The organism is Streptomyces sp. NPDC001770 (genome assembly GCF_053596135.1).
Map to the genome: position 1 here is coordinate 70,728 of NZ_JBSFFN010000031.1, position 21,947 is coordinate 92,674.

Below are 21,947 nucleotides of genomic sequence, written 5' to 3' on the forward strand. Positions count from 1 at the left end.
CGCTCGTGGAGGGCCGTTCCGGACGGCGGCACCCCCTCAGACGGCGGCTGCCTCATGGCGCTCAGACCGCATGATCAGCCGCCAGGCCGCGACCGCCGCGGCGACGTACGCGACGCCCACCAGCAGGAAGCAGACCGCCGGCCCCCGGTTCCAGTCCCGCACCGCGGCGGGCCCGGCGTCGAGACCGGACACCATCCGAGGTCCCGGCGGCCCCGGCGTGACGCCGACCGGCCGCCCGTACGGGTCAACTCCTGCCGCGCCGTGTCCCTCCCCCGCCGATCGCGGGGAGCATCCGGCCGAGGCTGCACCCTGAAGCAGCCGCGATCCCTCGCCCCGGGAGGCCGTATGACGAACCGTGCAAGAATCCTGGTCGCCGCTGGTGCGGTGGTCGCCGGTCTGGTGACCGGCGTGCCCGCTCCGGCGACAGCCGACACCGGCGCCGCGCCCGCACCCCTGAAGTGGACCTCGTGCGCCACGGAGGCCCGGCCGACGCTCCAGTGCGCCACGGTCCGGGCCCCGCTCGACCACGCCCGTCCGGACGGCCGCCAGGTCACGCTCGCGCTGACCCGCGTCCCGCACACCGCGAAGACCTTCCAGGGGCCGCTGCTGGTCAACCCGGGCGGCCCCGGCGGCAGCGGGCTGAACCTGGCCGGGTTCGTGGCCACCGCCCTGCCCGCGAAGGTCGCCGCCCAGTACGACGTGATCGGCTTCGACCCGCGCGGTGTCGGGAAGAGCACCCCGAGACTCGACTGCGTGCCGGGGTACTTCCGGCCGGTGCGCCCCGCGTCGGTCCCCGCGACCGCCGCCGCCGAGCGGACCGTCCGCGACCGGGCCGCCTCGTTCGCCGCATCCTGTGGAAGCAAGTACGGCGACCTGCTGCCGTACATGGACACCGTGAGCGCCGCCCATGACCTGGACGTGATCCGCGAAGCCCTCGGGGCGCGACGCGTCAACTACTTCGGCTACTCCTACGGCACCTACCTCGGCGCGGTCTACGCCCAGCTCCACCCGGACCGGGTGCGGCGGTTCGTGCTCGACTCCGTCGTGGACCCCGAGGGCGTCTGGTACGCGGACAACATCGCCCAGGACTACGCGTTCGACGCCCGCCACAAGGCCTTCACCGCCTGGGTCGCGAAGAACGACGCGACGTACCGCCTCGGCACGGACCCCGACGCGGTCGAGGCCGCCTGGTACCGGATGCGGGCGGCGGTCACCGAGAAGCCGGCCGGCGGGAAGGTCGGGCCCGGGGAGCTGGAGGACACCTTCCTGCCCGGGGGCTACTACAACGGCTACTGGCCGCACCTCGCCGAGGCGTTCGCGTCGTACGTGAACGACGCGGACGAGGCGGCGCTGCTCGCCGCCTGGGAACGGTTCGGCGAGACCGGCGACGACAGCAACGGCTACTCCGTCTACACGGCGGTCCAGTGCCGCGACGCCGCCTGGCCCGAGGACTGGAGCACCTGGCGCAACGACGCGCGGGGAGTGGCGTCGAACGCTCCCTTCATCACCTGGAACAACACCTGGTACAACGCGCCGTGCGCGAGCTGGCCGGTGGAGCCGCTCAGCCCCGTCCGGATCTCCAACGACGCGTTGCCGCCCGTGCTGCTCTTCCAGGCGACCGAGGACGCGGCCACCCCGTACGAGGGGGGCCTGAGCATGCACCGCAAGCTCAAGGGCTCCCGCCTCGTGGTGGAGGAGGGCGGCGGGAACCACGGCATCACCCTGAGCGGCAACACCTGCCTCGACACCTATCTGTCGGAGTACCTCGCGACCGGCGCCGTACCGACCGGGACCGGCGACGCGGACGCGGTCTGCACGGCCCGCCCGGACCCGAAGCCGCTGCCCGCCGGAAAGGCGCTGCGCACGACGGACGGCGGGACCGCTCCGGGCGCCGGCGGAACCCTGCACGGGCTGCTCGGCTTCCGGGGCTGACCGGCGCGCGGGCCCGGCCGGGCGGGCTGGGTGTGGTCCGGGACGGCCGTCATGACGACACGGCACGCCCCGGCGCTCCCCCGGGCCCGTGGTCCTGCCAGGGGCTTTCGTCCGGATCCTGCCGGGCTCGCGCGCCGTCAGCCGGCCGCACGCCTCTCGGCCGACCGGCGCGGGCGGGCTTACGGGTGGTCAGGGTGTGGCCGTCGGCTCCCCGGCCACCGGCAGCCGGCCGAGAGCGCGGGCGGCGGCGCCGGAGAGCCTGGGGTGCGGCAGCGCCGACTCCAGGACGGCCCGGGCCCGGGCGTCCCCGAGCCGCCCGAGCCCCTCGACGCACGCGAGCGCCACCCGCCAGTGCGGTTCTCCGGGCGCGAGCAGCCCCTCCAGGGTGGCGATCAGCGCGGGAGCGGACTCCGGGGCGCGCAGGGCGGTCAGCAGGCGCACGGAGTGGAGGGCGTACGCGGAGCGCAGGGAGTTGGTGGCGAGCGCGGCGGCCGCGCGGGGCGTGCGTGGGTCGCGCAGCTCGGCGAGGGCGTGTGCGGCGGTGGCGCAGCGTTCGGGGTCGCGGTGGTTGAGCAGCAGCACGAGGGCTTCGAAGGCCCGGCGGTCCCCGGCGCACCCGAGCCGGAAGGCGGCGAGCTCCCGGGCCCAGAGGGGGCGGCCGGGTTCGACGAGCACCCGGGCGAGCTCCTCCCGGTCGGCGGTGGCGCCGAGCCGCGCGCACTCCGCCTCCCCCGCCGCGCCCGCTTCACCCCGCAGCCGGTCCGTGAGCGGATCCGGCGACCGGCTGGGCGGATTCGCGGGCGCGTCCGTGAGCGGTCTCGACTCCTCATTCATGACGCTCAGCGTATCTTCGGACACGTTCCGTGCGGAGGGTGCGCACGTTCGCACATTCGGTCAACTGTGAGCCAGGGCACAAGGGTTCCGGGCTGGCGCGCTCATTACCCGCCGGTTACTCTCATGTGAGCGGGGCACTCCCCCGCAGGCTCCGGTGGCCTGGTGACGCAGCCATCCGGAGTGCATGTCGGTTCGGCGGTCTTCGCGAGACGCGAAAACCTCCGTGTGTGACGCGACCCGGGACAGGGTCCGTCCCCTTCTCCGGGCCGAGACGCATGTCCCGCAGCCCGGCTCCGTACACCTCGTACGCCTCAACACGCCTTCCGCACGCGCGCGTTCCTTCGCCCCTCGTGCGCGCCGTGCTCCCTCACAGTCGTCACTCACCCTGGAGTCCCGTGATGGACACCCCGTTCACCACCATCGCCGTCGTCGGCCTCGGCACCATGGGCACCGGCATCGCCGAGGTCCTGGCCCGCGCGGGCCGCGAGGTCATCGGCATCGACATCGATCAGTCGGCGGCCCGCCGTGCGGTTGCCTCGCTGGAGGCCTCCACCGCCCGCGCCGTGCGCCGGGAGCGTCTCACCGAACGGGAACGCGGTGATGTCCTCGCCCGTTTCCGTACCTTCTCCGACCTGTCGGCGGCCGCCGACGCCGAACTCGTCATCGAGGTGGTGCCGGAGTCGTACGCGATCAAGCAGCAGGTGATCCGGGAGCTGGACGCCGTCGTCGCGCCGGGCACGATCCTGGCGACCGGTACCAACGCCCTGTCGGTGACCCGGCTGGCCGCCGAGTCGCTGCGGCCGGAGCGGGTGCTCGGGCTCCACTTCTTCAACCCGGCACCGGCGATGAAGCTCGTGGAGGTGGTCTCCTCGGTGCTGACGGCCCCGCCCGCCGTGGAGGCGGTCACCGCACTGGCGCGGGAGCTGGGCAAGGAGCCGGTCGCGGTCGGCGACCGCCCAGGATTCGTGGCGGACGGCCTGCTCTTCGGCTACCTCAACCAGGCCGCCGCGATGTACGAGGCGAACTACGCCTCCCGGGAGGACATCGACGCCGCGATGCGGCTCGGCTGCGGGCTCCCGATGGGGCCGCTGGCGCTGCTCGACCTGATCGGTATCGACACCGCCCGCACGGTCCTGGAGGCCATGTACGCGGCCTCGCACGACCGGCTGCACGCGCCCGCCCCGGTCCTCGGCCAGCTCAGCGAGGCCGGGCTGACCGGCCGCAAGGCGGGCCGGGGTTTCTACTCGTACGCGGCACCGGGCAGCCAGGACGTCGTCCCGGACGCGCTCACGCCGCACGAGGGCGCGGCAGGCGTCTCCGGGCGCCCGGTCTCCGGGGTCGGGGTGGCGGGTTCGGGCACGATGGCGTCGGGCATCGCCGAGGTCTTCGCGAAGGCCGGGTTCACGGTGGTGCTGGCCGCCCGGTCCCAGGAGAAGGCGGACACCGCCAAGGGCCGGATCGCGAAGTCCCTGGAGCGCTCGGTCGCCAAGGGGCGGCTGACCTCCGAGGCCCGGGACGAGACGCTCGCCCGGATCACCCCGGCCGGTTCGCTGGACGCGTTCGCCGAGGTGGATCTCGCCGTGGAGGCGGTCGCCGAGGACCTGCTGGTCAAGCAGCAGCTCTTCGCGACCCTGGACAAGGTCTGCAAGCCGGGCGCGGTGCTCGCCACCACCACCTCCTCGCTGCCGGTCGTGTCCGTCGCGCGGGCCACGTCCCGGCCCCAGGACGTGGTGGGGATGCACTTCTTCAACCCCGCGCCGGCGATGAAGCTGGTCGAGGTGGTCCGCACGGTGCTGACCGCCGACGACGTGCACGCCACCGTGCGGGAGGTCTGCGCGAAGGTGCGCAAGCACCCGGTGGACTGCGGCGACCGGGCCGGGTTCATCGTCAACGCGCTGCTCTTCCCGTACCTCAACAACGCGATCAAGATGGTCGAGGAGCACTACGCGACGCTGGACGACATCGACGCCGCGATGAAGCTCGGCGGCGGCTATCCGATGGGCCCGTTCGAGCTGCTGGACGTGGTCGGGCTGGACGTCTCCCTCGCCATCGAGAAGGTGCTGCACCAGGAGTTCCGCGACCCGGGGCTTGCCCCGGCGCCGCTGCTGGAGCACTTGGTCGCGGCGGGCTGCCTGGGCCGCAAGACCGGGCGCGGCTTCCGCGAGCACACGCGGCGCTGATCCCGGGCCTCCGAGGTGGTGTCCTGCGGGTCATGCGCGCCCTTGATCGGCAGCACACCACCTCGGGCGCGCTTCCCCGCACCCATGGAGTACGTTCACACCATGTCCCAGCCCGCCAGGTCACCCCGTGCCACCGCCGCCTCCGACGCCCCGGAGAGCACGGCCGTCACCCGCGCTGCCGCCCAACGGCTGAAAATGCGCCGCGAGTTGGCCGCCGCGGCCATGGAGCTCTTCGCGACGAAGGGGTACGAGGGCACCACCGTCGACGAGATCGCGGGCGCCGCGGGCGTGGCCCGGCGGACCTTCTTCCGGCACTTCCGGTCGAAGGAGGAGGCGATCTTCCCGGACCACGACGACACCCTGGTGCGGGCCGAGGCGGTCCTGAACGCGGCGCCCTCCCACGAGCACCCGCTCGACACGGTGTGCCGGGGCATCAAGGAGGTCATGAAGATGTACGCGGCCAAGCCCGCCGTCTCCGTGGCCCGCTACAAGCTCACCCGCGAGGTGCCGGCCCTCCGTGAGGCCGAGATCGCGTCGGTGGCCCGCTACGAGCGGCTGTTCACGCGCTATCTGCTGGGCCACTTCGACGAGCGGGACAGCCATGTCGGCAACGACGACCCGCTGCTGGCGGAGGTCGCCGCGTCGGCCGTGGTGACCGCCCACAACCACGTGTTGCGGCGCTGGCTGCGGGCGGACGGCAACGGCGACGTGGAGAACCAGCTCGACCACGCCTTCGCCATCGTCCGGGAGACCTTCGGCACCGGTACGGGCTTCGGAGCGGGCCGGATCGCCGGCGCCGAGCCGGCGAAGCCCGCGGCGCCGCCCGCCGCTTCGGTGACCGCGGACGGTGAGGTGCTGGTCGCGGTGGCACGGACGGACGCCCCGCTGGACGAGGTCATGCGGACGATCCAGCAGGCACTGAAGGAGCGCTGAGAAGCGGGCCGGCCGCCCGTCGGACACGGCCCAGGAGACCGCCCGGCCCGACAGCCCCTCAGGCGGGCTCGGGCAGTCCGGGCCCGCCGACGACCGCCGGGGACTCCCACGGCGGCGGCAGCACCCCCTCGCTCCAGCCCGCCAGCGCGTCCGCGTCGATGCACACGATGCCGCAGGCCGCCGCGTACTCGGCGGCGGGCGCGGTGAATTCACCGGTGGTCACCACGATCGCCGCGTCGGCCCCGTGGACCGCGTAGCAGGTCCCGCCGAACCGCTGGAGGTCCTGCGAGCCGACCTTGTTGGCGGGGCCGTAGCGCTTGCACTGGACGACGAGGCGGCGGCCGTCCGGCGCGGTGGCGAGCACGTCGGCGCCGAGATCCCCGGCGCCGCCCACCCGTTCGACGTCCCGGCAGCCGTCACGACGGCAGAGGTCCGCCACCGCCTCCTCGAAGGCGTACGGGTCGAGAGCCGCGAAGTCCACCGGAGCAGGCTCGTACACGGGCTCGGGCTCGTACACGGGCTCGGGGGCGAGCACCGGCTCGGCCCGCACCTCCGCCGCCACCGCCTCGTCGATCTCCGCCAGCGCGGTGTCCACCAGTTCCTCCGCCGCCTCGGTCACGGCCGCCGCGAGCCGGGCGGCGCGCCTGCGCCGGCGGCGTCGGCGCAGCAGGAGGACCACGCCCGCGAGGACGAGGACGAGGAGCGCGCCCCGGACGACGGGATGGCCGCCGACGCCCTGCCAGGCGGTGCGGAGCAGCACCCCGCCGACCACGAGCAGGAGCGCGGCGAGGGCGAACCCCACCGCCGTGCGCCGGAGGCTGAAGTCCCCGCGGCGCATCCGTGTGCGCCCGCGTATCGCTGTCGGCATCCCGTCCGCCACCCCTCGTCCCGTCCCTGTGTTCCCTGAAGCCGTACGCCCCGCGCGTCATGTGTTCCGCGGGCCGGGCGTCCCGCGAGGTGCAAGATCATCCGGTCCGGCATCTGCCCGGGATGGGGCGATCGACGCAGGCGCGGCCGAAATTCGCTGGTCGGTGCCCTCGCGATGTGATCGGGTACGCCGATGTCCACACCTGAGCGGCTTCTTGCCCTGTTCGATCACGAGATGCGGGAACACGCCCGCCCCGACGGCCCCGGTGCGCGGGTGGAGCGGGACGGTCCGGTGGTCCGCCAGAGCGGCGGCGACGACACCTGGAGCGCCGTCGTGTGGTCCTCGCCGGCGCTCGACGAGGACGGCGCCGACGCGGCCGTCGCGGCGCAGGTCGCGTACTGCCTGGCACGCGGTGTCACCTCCTTCGAGTGGAAGCTCTACGACTACGACCGGCCCGCCGATCTGGGCGACCGGCTGCGGGCGGCGGGGTTCGTCCCGGAGCCGCCCGAGACGCTGATGGTGGCGGCGGTGGCGGACCTGCCGGCCGATGCCGGGCCGCCCGCCGGGGTCGAGCTGCGCGAGGTCCACGACGAGGCGGGGGTGCGACTGATGGCCGAGGCGCACGAGGCGGCGTTCGGCACGGACTCCTCGTGGCTGCGCGACCATCTGCTGGCGCGGCTGGCGGCGGCGCCGGAGGAGTTCTTCGGGCTGGTGGCCGTGGCGGACGGGATTCCGGTGAGTTCGGCGCGGATGGAGCTGTACCCGGGCACCTCCTTCGCGGGGCTCTGGGGCGGGGGGACGCACCCGGAGTGGCGGGGGCGCGGCATCTACCGGTCCCTGGTGGCGCACCGGGCCCGTACGGCCGCCGCGCACGGGGTCGGACACCTCCAGGTCGACGCGTCCGCGGACTCGGCGCCGATCCTGGCGCGGCTGGGCTTCACGGCGCTCGCCACCACGACGCCGTACGTGTACCGCATCGCGCCGTAGCCGTTCTCCTGCGGGACAGACCGGATCAGAACGCCCATCGTGTTGCTCATGCGTGCCGACCGGATGACAGCTGAGAGAAATTTCTGGCACTCGGTGCCTTGTCAGCTGTCACGCAGTGCCATACGTTGAAGGTGTCCGGGCGGCCGGCGTACCGGGAAATCGACGTACGCCGGCTGTCCCCGGGGGCCTACCGTGCCCGCGCGCCCGGACGCCTGCGTCACAGGCACCCTTCCGCTCCACCGAGCACGCCGCGCACCACCCGCCGAACCGACGGCACACCTCCAGACCGCACCGCTCCCTGTCCGCAGGGACCACCGAAGCGTTCCTCACCAGCGTTCCCCTGGCTCTCGGCCCGTTCGAGCAGGGGAGACACCACCCGCCGGAGGCATCACCGTGAAGGACATCCTGGACGCGATCCAGTCGCAGGAAAGCACCGCAGCCGACTTCGCGGCGCTGCCCCTCCCCGAGTCGTACCGCGCGGTGACCGTGCACAAGGACGAAGCGGGAATCTTCGAGGGGCGGGCCACCCGCGACAAGGATCCGCGCGAATCGCTCCACCTCGACGAGGTCCCGGTGCCCGAACTCGGCCCGGGAGAAGCCCTGGTCGCCGTCATGGCCAGCTCGGTGAACTACAACTCCGTCTGGACCTCGATCTTCGAGCCGGTGTCCACCTTCGGCTTCCTGGAGCGGTACGGCAGGCTCAGCGAGCTGACCAAGCGCCACGACCTGCCGTACCACGTCATCGGCTCCGACCTGGCGGGCGTCGTGCTGCGCACCGGGCCCGGCGTGAACGCCTGGCACCCGGGCGACGAGGTCGTCGCGCACTGCCTCTCCGTCGAACTGGAGTCGTCCGACGGCCACAACGACACGATGCTCGATCCCGAGCAGCGCATCTGGGGCTTCGAGACCAACTTCGGCGGGCTCGCCGAGATCGCCCTCGTGAAGTCCAACCAGCTGATGCCCAAGCCCGCCCACCTCAGCTGGGAGGAGGCGGCGGCCCCCGGCCTCGTCAACTCGACCGCGTACCGCCAGCTCGTCTCGCGCAACGGCGCGGGCATGAAGCAGGGCGACAACGTCCTGATCTGGGGCGCCAGCGGCGGACTCGGTTCATACGCCACGCAGTTCGCGCTGGCCGGCGGCGCCAACCCGATCTGCGTGGTCTCCAACGACCAGAAGGCGGAGATCTGCCGCCGGATGGGCGCCGAGGCGATCATCGACCGCAGCGCCGAGGGCTACACGTTCTGGAAGGACGAGCACCACCAGGACCCGAAGGAGTGGAAGCGGTTCGGCAAGCGCATCCGCGAACTGACCGGTGGCGAGGACGTCGACATCGTCTTCGAGCACCCCGGCCGCGAGACCTTCGGCGCCTCCGTCTACGTGACCCGCAAGGGCGGCACCATCGTCACCTGCGCCTCCACCTCCGGGTACACCCACGAGTACGACAACCGCTACCTGTGGATGTCGCTCAAGAAGATCGTCGGCTCGCACTTCGCCAACTACCGCGAGGCGTGGGAGGCGAACCGGCTGGTGGCGAAGGGGAAGATCCACCCGACGCTCTCCCGCGTGTACACGCTGGAGGAGACCGGCCAGGCAGCCCACGACGTCCACCGCAACGTCCACCAGGGCAAGGTCGGCGTCCTCGCGCTGGCCCCCCGCGAGGGTCTGGGCGTGCGCGACGAGGAACTGCGCGCGAAGCACCTGGACTCCATCAACCTGTTCCGCGGCGCCCCCGCGGAACCGGCCGCCACCCCTTCCCGCGACAACGTCTGAGGTCTCCCGATGACCGAACGTCACAAGGACCGTCCCTGGCTCATGCGGACGTACGCGGGCCACTCGACGGCCGAGGCGTCCAACGAGCTCTACCGGCGCAACCTCGCCAAGGGCCAGACCGGACTCTCCGTCGCCTTCGACCTGCCCACCCAGACCGGTTACGACCCCGACCACGTCCTCGCCCGCGGCGAGGTCGGCCGGGTCGGTGTGCCCGTCTCCCACCTCGGCGACATGCGCCGGCTGTTCCAGGACATCCCGCTGGAGCAGATGAACACCTCGATGACGATCAACGCCACCGCGATGTGGCTGCTGGCGCTCTACCAGGTGGTCGCCGAGGAACAGGGCGCCGACCCGGGCAGGCTCCAGGGCACCACGCAGAACGACATCGTCAAGGAGTACCTCTCGCGCGGGACGCACGTCTTCCCGCCCGGGCCCTCCCTGCGGCTGACCACCGACATGATCACGTACACGGTCAACCGCGTCCCCAAGTGGAACCCGATCAACATCTGCAGCTACCACCTCCAGGAGGCCGGGGCCACGCCCGTCCAGGAGATCGCCTACGCCATGTCCACGGCCGTCGCCGTGCTGGACGCGGTGCGCGACTCCGGGCAGGTGCCCCCGGAGAAGTTCGGCGCGGTGGTCGGTCGCATCTCGTTCTTCGTGAACGCGGGTGTCCGCTTCGTCGAGGAGATGTGCAAGATGCGCGCCTTCGGCCGGATCTGGGACCGGATCACCCGCGAGCGGTACGGCATCACCGACCCCAAGCAGCGGCGGTTCCGCTACGGGGTCCAGGTCAACTCCCTGGGCCTCACCGAGGCGCAGCCGGAGAACAACGTCCAGCGCATCGTGCTGGAGATGCTGGCCGTCACCCTCTCCAAGGACGCCCGCGCCCGTGCGGTGCAGCTCCCCGCGTGGAACGAGGCGCTGGGGCTGCCGCGCCCCTGGGACCAGCAGTGGTCGCTCCGCATCCAGCAGGTCCTCGCGCACGAGAGCGATCTGCTGGAGTACGAGGACATCTTCGACGGCTCGCGGGTGATCGGGGCGAAGGTGGACGCCCTGGTGGAGGAGTCGCTGGAGGAGATCGACCGGATCGAGCAGATGGGCGGCGCGATGGCGGCCGTCGAGTCCGGCTATCTCAAGTCCGAGCTGGTCGCCTCGCACGCCGCGCGGCGGGCCCGGATCGAGAGCGGCGAGGAGAAGATCATCGGCGTCAACGTCCACGAGGCGACCGAGCCCAGCCCGCTCACCGCCGACCTGGACGGCGCCATCATGACGGTGGACCCGGAGAACGAGGCGCGGGTGGTGGAAGCCCTGCACGCCTGGCGGGACGGCCGCGACGAGGCGCGCGCCTCCGAGTCCCTCGCCGCTCTGAAGAAGGCCGCCGCCGGTACGGAGAACCTGATGGCGGCCACCGTCGAGTGCGCCCGCGCCGGGGTGACCACCGGCGAGTGGTCCTGGGCGCTGCGGGACGTGTTCGGTGAGTTCCGGGCCCCGACCGGGGTCTCCTCGGCGCCGGTGGCCGTGACCGCCGAGCCGGGCACCCCACTGGCGGCGGTCCGCGCGAAGGTGGCCCGTACCGCCGAGGACCTCGGCTGCGGACGGCTGCGGCTGCTGGTCGGCAAGCCGGGTCTCGACGGGCACTCCAACGGTGCCGAGCAGATCGCCGTACGCGCGCGCGACGCCGGCTTCGAGGTGGTCTACCAGGGCATCAGGCTGACGCCCGAACAGATCGTCTCCGCCGCGCTGGCCGAGGACGTGCACTGCGTGGGCCTGTCGATCCTCTCCGGCTCGCACGCCGAGCTCGTCCCCGACGTGCTCCACCGGCTGCGCGAGGCCGGCGCGGACGACGTCCCGGTGATCGCCGGCGGGATCATCCCGCCCGCCGACGCCGCCGCCCTCGTCCGGGCCGGGGTCGCCGCCGTCTTCACCCCGAAGGACTTCGGTATCACGGAGATCATCGGCCGTATCGTCGACGAGATCCGCAAAGCCAACAAGCTCGACCCTCTGGAGGTCCCCGCATGACCACGCCCACGCCCGTGAACCGGCTGCGTCCCCGCCGCTCGTGTCTGGCCGTGCCCGGTTCCAACCCGCGCTTCCTGGAGAAGGCCCAGGGCCTCCCGGCCGACCAGGTCTTCCTGGACCTGGAGGACGCCTGCGCGCCGCTCGCCAAGGAAGGTGCGCGGCACACCATCGTCGACGCGCTCAACCAGGGCGACTGGACCGGCAAGACCAGGGTGGTACGGGTCAACGACTGGACCACGCACTGGACGTACCGGGACGTCATCACGGTCGTCGAAGGCGCCGGGCCGAACCTCGACTGCATCATGCTGCCGAAGGTCCAGGACGCCGAGCAGGTCGTCGCGCTGGACCTGCTGCTCACCCAGATCGAGAAGACGATGGGCTTCGAGGTCGGCCGGATCGGCATCGAGGCGCAGATCGAGAACGCCAAGGGCCTGGTGAACATCGACACCATCGCGGCGGCCTCGCCCCGGCTGGAGACGCTGATCTTCGGGCCGGCCGACTTCATGGCGTCCATCAACATGAAGACCCTGGTCGTCGGTCAGCAGCCGCCCGGCTACGGCGCCGACGCGTACCACTACATCCTGATGCGCATCCTGATGGCGGCCCGTACCCACGACCTCCAGGCGATCGACGGACCGTTCCTGCAGATCCGTGACGTGGACGCCTACCGCGAGGTGGCCGGCCGTGCCGCGGCGCTGGGCTTCGACGGCAAGTGGGTGCTCCACCCGGGCCAGGTCGACGCGGCCAACGAGGTCTTCTCGCCGTCGCAGGAGGACTACGACCACGCCGAACTGATCCTCGACGCCTACGACTGGTGCACCTCGGAGGAGGGCGGCAAGAAGGGCTCGGCGATGCTCGGCGACGAGATGATCGACGAGGCCAGCCGCAAGATGGCGCTGGTCATCGCCGGCAAGGGGCGGGCGGCCGGGATGCAGCGCACCTCGAAGTTCGAAGCCCCGGAGGCCTGACCATGCAGTTCGGACGCACCTTCGAGGAGTTCGAGGTCGGCGCGGTCTACAAGCACTGGCCCGGAAAGACGGTCACCGAGTACGACGACCACCTCTTCTGCCTGCTGACCATGAACCACCATCCGCTGCACATGGACAGCAACTACGCCGAGAACACGACCGACTTCGGCAAGAACGTGGTCGTCGGGAACTACGTCTACTCGCTGCTGCTCGGCATGTCGGTGCCGGACGTCTCGGGCAAGGCCATCGCCAACCTGGAGGTGGAGTCGCTGCGGCACATCGCGCCCACCTTCCACGGCGACACGGTCTACGGCGAGACCACGGTGCTCGACAAGACCCCGTCGAAGTCGAAGAGCGACCGGGGCATCGTGTACGTCGAGACCCGGGGCTTCAAGCAGGACGGGACCGTCGTCTGCGTCTTCCGGCGCAAGGTGATGGTTCCCACCCAGGAGTACATCGAGGCGCGCGGCGGCGAACAGCCCGGCCGCCCGACCCCCGTCAACTAGAGCGAAGTCACAGGAGAAGCCGTCATGAGCCGACTCGCCCGGACCGCCGGTCTGACCGACGTCCAAGAGGAAATCCTCTCCACCGTAAGGGACTTCGTCGACAAGGAGATCATCCCGGTCGCGACCGCGCTGGAGCATCGCGACGAGTACCCGACGGAGATCGTCGAAGGGCTCAAGGAGCTGGGCCTGTTCGGGCTGATGATCCCGGAGGAGTACGGCGGGCTGGGTGAGTCGCTGCTCACGTACGCGCTCTGCGTGGAGGAGATCGCGCGCGGCTGGATGAGCGTGTCGGGGATCATCAACACGCACTTCATCGTGGCGTACATGCTCAAGCAGCACGGCACGCAGGAGCAGAAGGACACCTTCCTGCCGCGCATGGCACTGGGCGAGGTGCGGGGCGCCTTCTCGATGTCGGAGCCGGCTCTGGGCTCGGACGTGTCCGCGATCACGTCCAGGGGCGTGCGCGAGGGCGACGAGTACGTCCTGAACGGCCAGAAGATGTGGCTCACCAACGGGGGGACGTCGACCCTGGTGGCGGTCCTGTGCCGGAGTGACGAAGGACACCCCGAGGGAACGCCGCCGCACAAGTCGATGACGACCTTCCTGGTGGAGAAGGAGGCCGGCTTCGGGGAGGTCAGGCCCGGGCTCACCATTCCCGGGAAGATCGACAAGATGGGTTACAAGGGGGTCGACACGACCGAACTCATCATGGACGGACTACGCATTCCGGCCAATCGGGTCCTTGGTGGCACCACCGGGCGAGGGTTTTACCAAATGATGGACGGAGTCGAGGTCGGCCGGGTGAACGTGGCGGCGCGTGGCTGCGGCGTCGCTCAACGTGCATTCGAATTGGGCGTTTCGTACGCTCAGCAGCGTCAAACTTTCGGAAAACCGATCGCCCAGCACCAGGCCATCCAGTTCAAATTGGCTGAAATGGCCACCAAGGTCGAAGCGGCGCATGCGATGATGGTAAACGCGGCCCGCAAAAAGGACTCCGGGGAACGTAACGACCTGGAGGCAGGGATGGCGAAGTACCTCGCCTCCGAGTACTGCAAGGAAGTCGTCGAGGACGCCTTCCGTATCCACGGCGGCTACGGCTTCTCCAAGGAGTACGAGATCGAGCGCCTCTACCGCGAGGCACCGATGCTGCTGATCGGTGAGGGTACCGCCGAGATCCAGAAAATGATCATTGGCCGCCGACTCCTGGAGGAGTACCGCTTGCAGGGTTGATCGTCCCTTTCGGGGCGATTTGGCCGCGAAGAAGATCACATCCAGTGATCCTGGGGCGGGGTCTACCAGCCGTCCGACTCGGCTGCTGGCTTGCCCAGTTGTGGCCACCAACCGATAGCATCGACGGAAAGCCGCCGTCCCCCGTTGCCAGCGCGGCATCATCCGCTACGAAGGTCATTCATGCCCGACAGCCTTACCTCCGCACACCGCGGCGGGGTCCGCATCGCTCGCGGAGCATCGCCGTGGCTCCTCCCGACCGTCGCCACCGCGGCGCTCAGCCTCGCCCGGGCGCGCAAGTCCGGCCGCTGGGCCGCCGTGGCCGTGCCCACCACCGCGCTCGCGGCGGGCATGCTCTGGTTCTTCCGCGACCCCGAGCGCGAGATCGCGCAGGGCCGGGTCATCTCCCCGGCCGACGGCGTGGTGCAGAGCATCATGCCGTGGAAGGACGGGCGCACCCGCGTCGCGATCTTCATGAGCCCGCTCAACGTCCACGTCAACCGCGCTCCGCTGGCCGGTACCGTGACGTCGGTCGAGCACGTTCCGGGCGGGTTCGTCCCGGCGTTCAACAAGGAGAGCGAGAACAACGAGCGCGTTGTCTGGCACTTCGACACCGAGCTCGGCGACATCGAGATGATCCAGATCGCCGGCGCGGTCGCGCGTCGCATCGTGCCCTACATCCCCCAGGGCACGAAGGTCGAGCAGGGCGAGCGCATCGGCCTGATCCGCTTCGGTTCGCGCGTCGACATCTACCTGCCGGAAGGCGTCGAGGTCGCGGTCGAGGTCGGCCAGGCCACCACCGCGGGGGTGACTCGAATTGACCGTGGTTGATCCGGACACCCAGGCCGACTGGGTGCCCGAGGCCGCCGACGAGGGTGACGGCGACGGCACCCAGGACATGCCCCTCTCACTGCGGCTGTCGATAGCGGACACCCTCACGCTCGGCAACGCCACCTGCGGGTTCATGGCGGTGTACTTCACCACCACGGGCATTCTGATCCCGCACCTCACGGGCAGTGACGAGTCGGGCATGGCGCGTCACTCCGCGGCCACCGCGGTGATCCTGATGCTGATGGCAGCCGTCTTCGACCTCTTCGACGGTCTGGTGGCCCGCAAGCTGCGGTCGTCGCCGATGGGTGCGGAGCTGGACAACCTCTCCGACCTCATCAGCTTCGGTCTCGCGCCCGCGTACTTCGTCCTGGTCTACGGGATGGTCGCGGACGACGCGCACCAGCGGGTCTCGGCGCTCGCGGCGATCGTGGTGCTGCTCGCGGTGGTGCTGCGGCTTGCGCGGTTCTCCTGCGTGACCTTGAAGGACGGCATGTTCCAGGGCATGCCGAGCCCCTTCGGAGCGCTCACGGTCGTCTCGATCGTGCTCCTGGAGCTGCCCTTCGTGCCCACCCTCCTCGCGATCGTCGGGGTGGCGTGGCTGATGGTCAGCCGGGTCGAGTACCCGAAGCCGCGGGGCGTGCTCGCGGTGGCGATGCTCGGCTGGATCGTGGCCGCGATGGGGCTCCTCGTCGCCTGGGCGTTCGACGCCCCGGGCGGTCAGCTGCTCCTCCAGACCGGCTGCGCGCTCCAGGTCGTGCTGGGTGCGGTGATTCCGCTCTTCGCGACCGCGCGGCGCGTGAACACCTTCCGCGGCAACCGTCGGGAGGCGCGCGCGGCGCAGCTGCCGTAGCCGTCGCCGTACGCACGTACGCGGAGAGGCCCGGATGCCCATGGCATCCGGGCCTCTCGCACGTCCGGGGCGCTCCAGGCGGCTCACGCGACGCTCCCGCCGCGCTCACGAGGCCGGGACGGCGGCTTCCACGGCCTTCTTGATACGGAGCCCGAAGGCGGGGGCGTCCTTGCGCGCGGCCTTGACGGCGAAGCCGACCAGGAGCTTGCCGATGCCGTGGCCTTCGAGGACGTTGTAGATCCGCACCCGGGTCCCGCCGTTCCCGGTGGCCTCCAGGTCGTACCCGCCGTCCGCCGCGGCGACGATGTTCTTGGACTTCTCCTGCCAGCGGACCCGGGTCGGAGCCACCAGTTCCGTAATGGCGAATTCCCGCTGGGTGGTCATTCCGGCGTCCTTGACCGTCGAGCGGAACGTGGTGCCGACGACCGTGGGGCCGGCCGGAGTCTTCTCGATCTTCTGCACGCGCGGGCTGAAGTCCCTGTCGTTCTCGCCGTCGGCGAGATAGGCGAAGACGTCGTCGATCGGACGGTCGATCTCGACGATCGCCTCGAATTGCGTGGCCATGAGTTCCTCCTCGGGGAATGCGCCCAGTCTTCGGTGCGCGCTCCCCCGGCGCACCCGGAACGCCCGCCTCCGGGTGCCTGTGCGGTCAGCCGAGCACCTCGTGGCGGAAGCACCAGCGCCAGTCCTCGCCCGGCTCGTGGGAGCGCATGACGGGGTGCCCGGAGGCCTCGTAGTGGGCGGTCGCGTGCCGCAGCGGCGAGCTGTCGCAGCAGGCCACCCGGCCGCAGGTCAGACAGAGCCGCAGGTGCACCCAGTCGTCCCGGCCGACGGCCAGGCAGTCGGCGCAGGCGTCGGCGGGAGGGGCGGGGGCGGGGTCCGGGCTCGCTCGGTCCAGTTCTTCGCAGAGAGCCATACGTCGAGCGTACGACCGGGGCCGCGGGGCGGCAGGCCGGGGAGGTACGGTGCGTGCCGGTCGAAGCTCCCCGGGCGGCCGGTACCGATCACTTCTGGCGGCTGAGGAACTCCTCGACCTCGTCCCGTGCCGGAAGGGAGGACTGGGCTCCCGCGCGGGTGGTGCTCAGCGCCGCGGCGGCCGAGGCCCAGCGGACGGCCTCCGTGAGGGAGCGGCCCTCGGAGAGTCCGACCGCGAGGGCGCCGCAGAAGCAGTCCCCCGCCGCCGTGGTGTCCTTCGGGTGCACCCGGAAGGCGGGCAGGTGCAGGTGCGCGGTGCCTTCCAGCAGCAGGACGCCGTCGCCGCCCAGGGTGACGACGACCGCTCCGGCTCCGCGCAGCCGGCGGGCGGCCGCGACGACCTCCTCGGTGGTGCGCGGGACGTCCGTCCCCGTGAGCGCCGCCAGCTCGGTGCGGTTGGGCACGAGCAGGTCGACGTGGGGCGGCGGAGTGGTGCCCGGTGTCACGGGCGCCGGGTTGTAGAGCACCGTCCCGCCGGCGAGACGGGCGGCGGCGTGGTTGGCCTCGTCCGGTACCTCCTGCTGGAGGACGGTGACGGCCGCCCGGCGCAGCACGTCGGCGGCGGCCTCGCAGTCGGCGGCACCGAGACGGGAATTGGCTCCAGGGCTGACGATGATGCTGTTCTCTCCGGCCGGGGAGACGGCGATCATCGCCCGGCCGGTGGCCGTGCCGGCGGTGGTGCGCACGTGGGTGATGTCGACGCCCTGGCCGCCCACGGCGCTCGTCATCACCTGGCCTGCGTCGTCGTCGCCGACCCGGCCGACGAAGGAGACACCGGCACCGAGGCGGGCCGCGGCGACGGCCTGGTTGGCGCCCTTCCCGCCGGGGTGCTGGGCGATGTCCCCGCCGAGCACGGTCTCTCCGGGCACGGGGTGCCGCGGCACGGGGGCGACAAGGTCGAGGTTCAGGCTTCCGACGACGGCGATCACTGCTTGTTCCTCACGGTGTTGGGTCATTGCGGTCACGGGGCCGCTGCGGGGGCACGGGGGTCACCGGGCGGGAGTCCGGTGCCGCGGCCCGGCTGGGCGTGTGCGGCCGGCGGGGTGCGGAGGCCGGGGGTGTCCCCCCGGCCGCCGGGACGCTGGAGCCCCGTACCGCCAGCTCCGGTGCCAGTCGTACCGTGCGCACCTTTCGGACACCGGGGGTACGCGCGGCGGCCGGGCCGTCCACGCGGCCGGCGTCCAGCCTTCCGGCCAGTAACGCGACGGCCTCGGCGGCCAGTTCGTGGACCGGCTGACGGACGGTGGTCAGCGCCGGGGCGGTGAGCGAGGCCATCGGCACGTCGTCGAAGCCCGTCACCGCGACGTCGCCGGGCACGTCGGCGCCCAGCTCGCGAAGGCGCTGCAGCGCCCCGATGGCGATCAGGTCGTTGGCGCAGACCACGGCGTCGGGGCGGTACGGCCACAGCCGGTCGACGGCGGTCCGGCCCCAGGCGACGGAGAAGTCCCCGAGTTCGACCGGGGCCCGCTCGCCGCCGGGGAAGAGAGTGCCGGCGCTCGCCCCGAAGGCGGCCCGGCGTTCGGCCGCGGCCGAGTCGGTGCCCGCGGCGCCGATGAAACAGGGCCGGCGCCTGCCGGTGGCCGCCAGGTGGTCCAGGACCAGGGCGATGCCGGCGGTGTTGTCGACAGCGACCAGGTCCGCGACGCCGGGCCCGCAGCCGCGGTCCAGCAGCACCAGCGGCACCTTGGCGGCCGCGTCGGCGACCGCGGTCCGGCTGAGGTGTTCGTCGACGGGAACCACCAGCATGGCGTCGACCCGCCTGCCCAGGAGGTCGGCGATCCGGCCGGCCTCCACACCGGGGTCGTCGTCGCAGTCGGCGAGCAGTGCCGCTCGCCCGTAGCCGTGCAGGGCGTAGGTGAGTTCCCGCACCAGCGAGGGGTAGAACGGGTTGGTGATCTGGGGCAGCACCAGTCCCACGGTGCCCGTGGACCGGCTGCGCAGGGAGCGCGCGACCTGGTTGGGCACGTAGCCGAGGGTCTCGGCGGCGGCCCGTACGCGGGCTGCGATCTCCTCACCGACCGGCCGCGTTCCGGCCATGACACGGGAGACGGTCGCCACCGAGCAACCGGACAGCGCCGCGACGTCCTTGAGGGTCACCTCGCCCACCGGGCAGCCTCCTTGCCGGCCACGGCCCGCCCTGCGGCGAACCCTCGTCATCGTTGACGAGGGCAAACGTTATCACTCGAAAACGCCCCGGTGAAGGGCTGTTGAAACGCCCTCAGCCCGCTCCGACCAGCAGTGACTGTGATGCGTGCCTCATGCATTGACAATTCGGGTCGGGGTTGAGCAGTCTCTTGGGAGAACGATTTCCCAACGTCTTCCCGACCTTGCGACCCGAGCGTGCGCACCGTCCTCCCGCAGGGTGGTGCCGACCCGGCTCCGACGCCGGGAGAGGCCGGGCGGACGCACTCCCCGTCGTCCCCGCCCGGCCGGTACGGACACCGGCGGGCACGACGTGCTTCTCGGACCGGCCGTGCGGCCCCGCCGGGGCCCGGTGCCCGGGACGGGCCGGTGATCGTTCCCAAGGTTCTGCCGCCGGTCCGTCCGGCGCGCACCCGCACACCGTCACAGCCGAGCAAAGGGGCTCATGTTGACCAGGAAGATCATCCTCGATTGCGATCCCGGACACGACGACGCGATTGCCATGCTGCTGGCTCACGGCAGCCCCGGCGTGGAGCTGGTCGGCGTGACCACCGTGGTCGGCAACCAGACGCTGGAGAAGGTGACCCGCAACGCCCTGTCGGTGGCCCGGATCGCCGGTATCACCGGCGTGCCGTTCGCGGCGGGAAACCCCCGCCCCCTGGTCCGCGAGATCGAGACGGCCCCCGACATCCACGGCGATTCCGGCCTGGACGGCCCGGTGCTGCCCGAGCCCCGGACCGAACTGGACCGGCGGCACGCGGTGGACCTCATCATCGACCTCGTCATGTCGCACGAGCCGGGCGAGATCACGATCGTGCCGACCGCGGGACTGACCAACATCGCCATGGCGGTCCGCAAGGAACCGCGCATCGCCGAACGGGTCCGCGAGGTCGTCCTGATGGGCGGCGGCTACCACGAGGGCAACTGGAGCGCGGTCGCCGAGTTCAACATCATCATCGACCCCGAGGCCGCGCACATCGTCTTCAACGCGGGCTGGCCGGTCACCATGGTCGGCCTCGACCTGACCCACCAGGCGCTGGCCACCCCGGAGGTCCGCGAGCGGATCGCCGCCGTCGACACCCGCCCGGCCCGGTTCGTCGGTGAGCTGCTGGACTTCTTCGGCGACATGTACCTGGAGGCGCAGGGCTTCGAGCACCCGCCGGTGCACGACCCGTGCGCCGTGGCCTACGTCATCGACCCCGACGTCATGACGACGCGCAGGGTCCCGGTCGACATCGAGCTGCACGGCTCGCTCACCCTCGGCATGACCGTCGCGGACTTCCGCCGGCCGGCACCCGAGGACTGCCGTACCCAGGTCGCCGTCACGCTCGACCGCGACCGCTTCTGGGGCCTGGTGGTCGACGCGCTGGAGCGTATCGGCGAGGGCGGCGACCCGGACGGCGACCGGCCCGCTCCCTCTCCCGAGGGCGAGCGGGCGTGACCGCCTCCACCGCACCCGTCACGCTCGGCGCGAAGGGCCACGGCCACGGCCGTCCGGCACGCGTCGGCGCGCTGATGGCCGCCCTGCTGGTGGCCTGCTTCGCCTTCCAGCTGAACGCCAGCATGCTCAGCCCCGCGCTGACGGACATGGCCGAGTCGCTGCACACCACGTCGAGTTCCATCGGAAGCACCCAGACCGCGTTCTTCACCTCCGCGGCCGTCTTCTCGCTCTTCCTGCCGCGCCTGGGCGACCTGATCGGCCGCCGGAGGGTACTGACGGGCATGCTCGCGCTGATGGTCGTCGGCTGCGTGATCTCCGCCCTGGCCACGAACGTCCCGGTGCTCTTCGTCGGCCGTGTGCTCCAGGGCGTCAGCGGGCCGGTCGTGCCGCTGTGTCTGATCATGCTGCGCAACGAGGTCCGGGAGCCGAAGACGTACGGCACCCTGCTCGGCGTCATCACCGCGGTCAACGGCGGCATCGCCGGCCTCGACTCCGTGGCCGGCGGCTCGCTCACCGACCACTTCGGCTTCGGCTCCGTCTTCTGGACCATGGCCGTGGTCGCCGCGCTCGGCGCCGTACTCGTCGCCACCCTCACCCCCGAGTCGAAGGCCACCGCGGGCAACACCCGCATGGACTGGCCGGGCACTCTGTTCCTCGCGGTCTCGGTCGGCACCGTGCTGCTCGCGCTCGACGAGGCGGGCAAGCTGGGCGACGCCGACTGGGCATACGCCGTGATCATGGCGGTCGTCGGGGTCGCCGCGTTCGCCCTCTTCTGGCGCAATGAGGGCAGGGCCGCCCACCCGCTGGTCGCCCTGCACCACCTGCGGCGCCGCGCCACCTGGTCGCTGCTCGCCTGCACCCTGCTCACCATGACGGGTGTCTTCGCCGTCATGAACGGCCTGGTGCCCGCCTTCGCCCAGAACGCCGAGGCGGGCCTGGGGATGTCCGCCACCGGCTCCGCGTGGTGGACGCTCACCCCCTACGCCCTCGCCGGGTTCGCGATGGGCCCGCTGGCCGGCCGCGCCGCGGCCACCTGGGGGTACGGCCGCGTCCTGCGGGTCGGTCTGATCGGCTCCGTGATTTCCGTCGCGGTCCTCGCGAGCACCCTGCACACCGGTTCGCGTGCCTGGCTGCTGATCGGCTCCCTGCTGGTCGGCATCACGTACGCGGGCATCGGGAACATCATCCTCAACGGGCTGGGCATCGTCCTGTCACCCGACGACAACCCGGGCTTCCTGCCGGGCCTGAACGCGGGGGCGTTCAACCTCGGCGCGGGCCTCAGCTTCGTCGTTCTGGACGCCGTCCAGAGTGCGGTCCGTCCGTCGTCGGCCGGTTCGACGGCCGGCTACTCGTCCGCGATGATCGCCGGGATCGTGCTCATCGTGATCGCTCTCGCGGTGTCCTTCCTGATCCCGAAGCCCGCGCGGGCCGAGGTCGGCGGGTAGCTCCGCCCCGTACCCGGAGAAGTCCGCGGCCCCCGC

The 21,947-nt window shown here is 71.6% G+C and carries 20 protein-coding genes; 13 read left to right on the forward strand and 7 right to left on the reverse strand.

Going from position 1 to position 21,947, the window contains the following annotated elements; genetic code table 11:
* Positions 1 to 36: 36 nt before the first annotated feature.
* Complete coding sequence (locus tag ACWCSV_RS25315) at positions 37 to 195, reverse strand: hypothetical protein (protein WP_451145851.1); 159 nt, start codon at positions 193 to 195, stop codon at positions 37 to 39.
* 150 nt (positions 196 to 345) lie between these two features.
* Here ACWCSV_RS25315 and ACWCSV_RS25320 point away from each other — a divergent pair, with 150 nt between their 5' ends.
* Positions 346 to 1,932, forward strand: a complete 1,587-nt coding sequence (locus ACWCSV_RS25320; protein ID WP_451145853.1) for an alpha/beta hydrolase — start codon at positions 346 to 348, stop codon at positions 1,930 to 1,932.
* 189 nt (positions 1,933 to 2,121) lie between these two features.
* Here ACWCSV_RS25320 and ACWCSV_RS25325 read toward each other — a convergent pair whose 3' ends face one another.
* Positions 2,122 to 2,790, reverse strand: a complete 669-nt coding sequence (locus ACWCSV_RS25325) for a HEAT repeat domain-containing protein (RefSeq protein WP_451145855.1) — start codon at positions 2,788 to 2,790, stop codon at positions 2,122 to 2,124.
* Positions 2,791 to 3,164: 374 nt separating this feature from the next.
* On the opposite strand from ACWCSV_RS25325, the gene ACWCSV_RS25330 reads away from it, so the two are divergent.
* Together ACWCSV_RS25330 and ACWCSV_RS25335 are read left to right on the forward strand one after the other, a co-directional pair.
* On the forward strand, positions 3,165 to 4,946 hold the full coding sequence (locus ACWCSV_RS25330) for a 3-hydroxyacyl-CoA dehydrogenase family protein (RefSeq protein WP_451145857.1): 1,782 nt from the start codon (positions 3,165 to 3,167) through the stop codon (positions 4,944 to 4,946).
* Between the two features lie 102 nt (positions 4,947 to 5,048).
* Positions 5,049 to 5,879 (forward strand): TetR family transcriptional regulator, encoded by an 831-nt coding sequence (locus tag ACWCSV_RS25335; protein ID WP_451145859.1) that lies wholly within the window; start codon positions 5,049 to 5,051, stop codon positions 5,877 to 5,879.
* Between the two features lie 58 nt (positions 5,880 to 5,937).
* Here the strand turns inward: ACWCSV_RS25335 and ACWCSV_RS25340 are convergent, their stop codons facing one another.
* Positions 5,938 to 6,747 (reverse strand): restriction endonuclease, encoded by an 810-nt coding sequence (locus ACWCSV_RS25340; protein ID WP_451145861.1) that lies wholly within the window; start codon positions 6,745 to 6,747, stop codon positions 5,938 to 5,940.
* A 192-nt stretch (positions 6,748 to 6,939) separates the two neighbouring features.
* Here ACWCSV_RS25340 and ACWCSV_RS25345 point away from each other — a divergent pair, with 192 nt between their 5' ends.
* The 8 genes from ACWCSV_RS25345 to pssA all read left to right on the forward strand — a co-directional run bounded on the left by ACWCSV_RS25345 (position 6,940) and on the right by pssA (position 15,908).
* Positions 6,940 to 7,734, forward strand: coding sequence for a GNAT family N-acetyltransferase (locus ACWCSV_RS25345; protein WP_451145863.1), 795 nt, complete (start codon positions 6,940 to 6,942; stop codon positions 7,732 to 7,734).
* Positions 7,735 to 8,127: 393 nt separating this feature from the next.
* Positions 8,128 to 9,504: a crotonyl-CoA carboxylase/reductase gene (ccrA, locus tag ACWCSV_RS25350; protein WP_451145865.1), complete on the forward strand. Its 1,377-nt coding sequence runs from the start codon at positions 8,128 to 8,130 to the stop codon at positions 9,502 to 9,504.
* A 9-nt stretch (positions 9,505 to 9,513) separates the two neighbouring features.
* Positions 9,514 to 11,526, forward strand: coding sequence for a protein meaA (locus tag ACWCSV_RS25355; protein ID WP_451145867.1), 2,013 nt, complete (start codon positions 9,514 to 9,516; stop codon positions 11,524 to 11,526).
* Positions 11,523 to 12,494 carry an HpcH/HpaI aldolase/citrate lyase family protein gene (locus ACWCSV_RS25360; protein ID WP_451145869.1) on the forward strand — a complete coding sequence of 324 codons (972 nt, stop codon included), beginning with the start codon at positions 11,523 to 11,525 and terminating at the stop codon, positions 12,492 to 12,494. The genes ACWCSV_RS25355 and ACWCSV_RS25360 overlap by 4 nt, the downstream gene beginning before the upstream one ends.
* Positions 12,495 to 12,496: 2 nt before the next feature.
* A complete protein-coding gene (locus tag ACWCSV_RS25365; protein ID WP_451145871.1) occupies positions 12,497 to 13,000 on the forward strand; it encodes a MaoC family dehydratase in 504 nt (167 codons plus the stop codon).
* Between the two features lie 24 nt (positions 13,001 to 13,024).
* Positions 13,025 to 14,230, forward strand: a complete 1,206-nt coding sequence (locus ACWCSV_RS25370; protein ID WP_451145873.1) for an acyl-CoA dehydrogenase family protein — start codon at positions 13,025 to 13,027, stop codon at positions 14,228 to 14,230.
* Between the two features lie 180 nt (positions 14,231 to 14,410).
* The gene (locus ACWCSV_RS25375) at positions 14,411 to 15,058 is read left to right on the forward strand and encodes a phosphatidylserine decarboxylase (RefSeq protein WP_451145875.1); all 648 of its coding nucleotides are present in this window, start codon (positions 14,411 to 14,413) and stop codon (positions 15,056 to 15,058) included.
* A complete protein-coding gene (pssA, locus tag ACWCSV_RS25380; protein ID WP_390961881.1) occupies positions 15,045 to 15,908 on the forward strand; it encodes a CDP-diacylglycerol--serine O-phosphatidyltransferase in 864 nt (287 codons plus the stop codon). Before ACWCSV_RS25375 ends, pssA begins: the two co-directional genes overlap by 14 nt.
* Before the next feature lie 105 nt (positions 15,909 to 16,013).
* Here the strand turns inward: pssA and ACWCSV_RS25385 are convergent, their stop codons facing one another.
* The 4 genes from ACWCSV_RS25385 to ACWCSV_RS25400 form a co-directional block, all read right to left on the reverse strand.
* Entirely contained in the window at positions 16,014 to 16,472 is a 459-nt protein-coding gene (locus ACWCSV_RS25385; RefSeq protein WP_327178999.1) for an SRPBCC family protein, read from the reverse strand.
* 85 nt (positions 16,473 to 16,557) lie between these two features.
* Positions 16,558 to 16,824 (reverse strand): UBP-type zinc finger domain-containing protein, encoded by a 267-nt coding sequence (locus tag ACWCSV_RS25390; protein ID WP_451145878.1) that lies wholly within the window; start codon positions 16,822 to 16,824, stop codon positions 16,558 to 16,560.
* Positions 16,825 to 16,912: 88 nt separating this feature from the next.
* Positions 16,913 to 17,839 carry a ribokinase gene (rbsK, locus tag ACWCSV_RS25395; protein ID WP_451145880.1) on the reverse strand — a complete coding sequence of 309 codons (927 nt, stop codon included), beginning with the start codon at positions 17,837 to 17,839 and terminating at the stop codon, positions 16,913 to 16,915.
* Positions 17,823 to 18,989, reverse strand: coding sequence for a LacI family DNA-binding transcriptional regulator (locus tag ACWCSV_RS25400; RefSeq protein WP_451145882.1), 1,167 nt, complete (start codon positions 18,987 to 18,989; stop codon positions 17,823 to 17,825). The genes rbsK and ACWCSV_RS25400 overlap by 17 nt, the downstream gene beginning before the upstream one ends.
* A gap of 484 nt (positions 18,990 to 19,473) precedes the next feature.
* On the opposite strand from ACWCSV_RS25400, the gene uriH reads away from it, so the two are divergent.
* Complete coding sequence (gene uriH / locus ACWCSV_RS25405; RefSeq protein WP_451145920.1) at positions 19,474 to 20,466, forward strand: uridine-preferring nucleoside hydrolase UriH; 993 nt, start codon at positions 19,474 to 19,476, stop codon at positions 20,464 to 20,466.
* Complete coding sequence (gene uriT, locus ACWCSV_RS25410) at positions 20,463 to 21,911, forward strand: uridine transporter UriT (RefSeq protein WP_451145884.1); 1,449 nt, start codon at positions 20,463 to 20,465, stop codon at positions 21,909 to 21,911. Before uriH ends, uriT begins: the two co-directional genes overlap by 4 nt.
* The last annotated feature ends 36 nt before the right edge of the window (positions 21,912 to 21,947 follow it).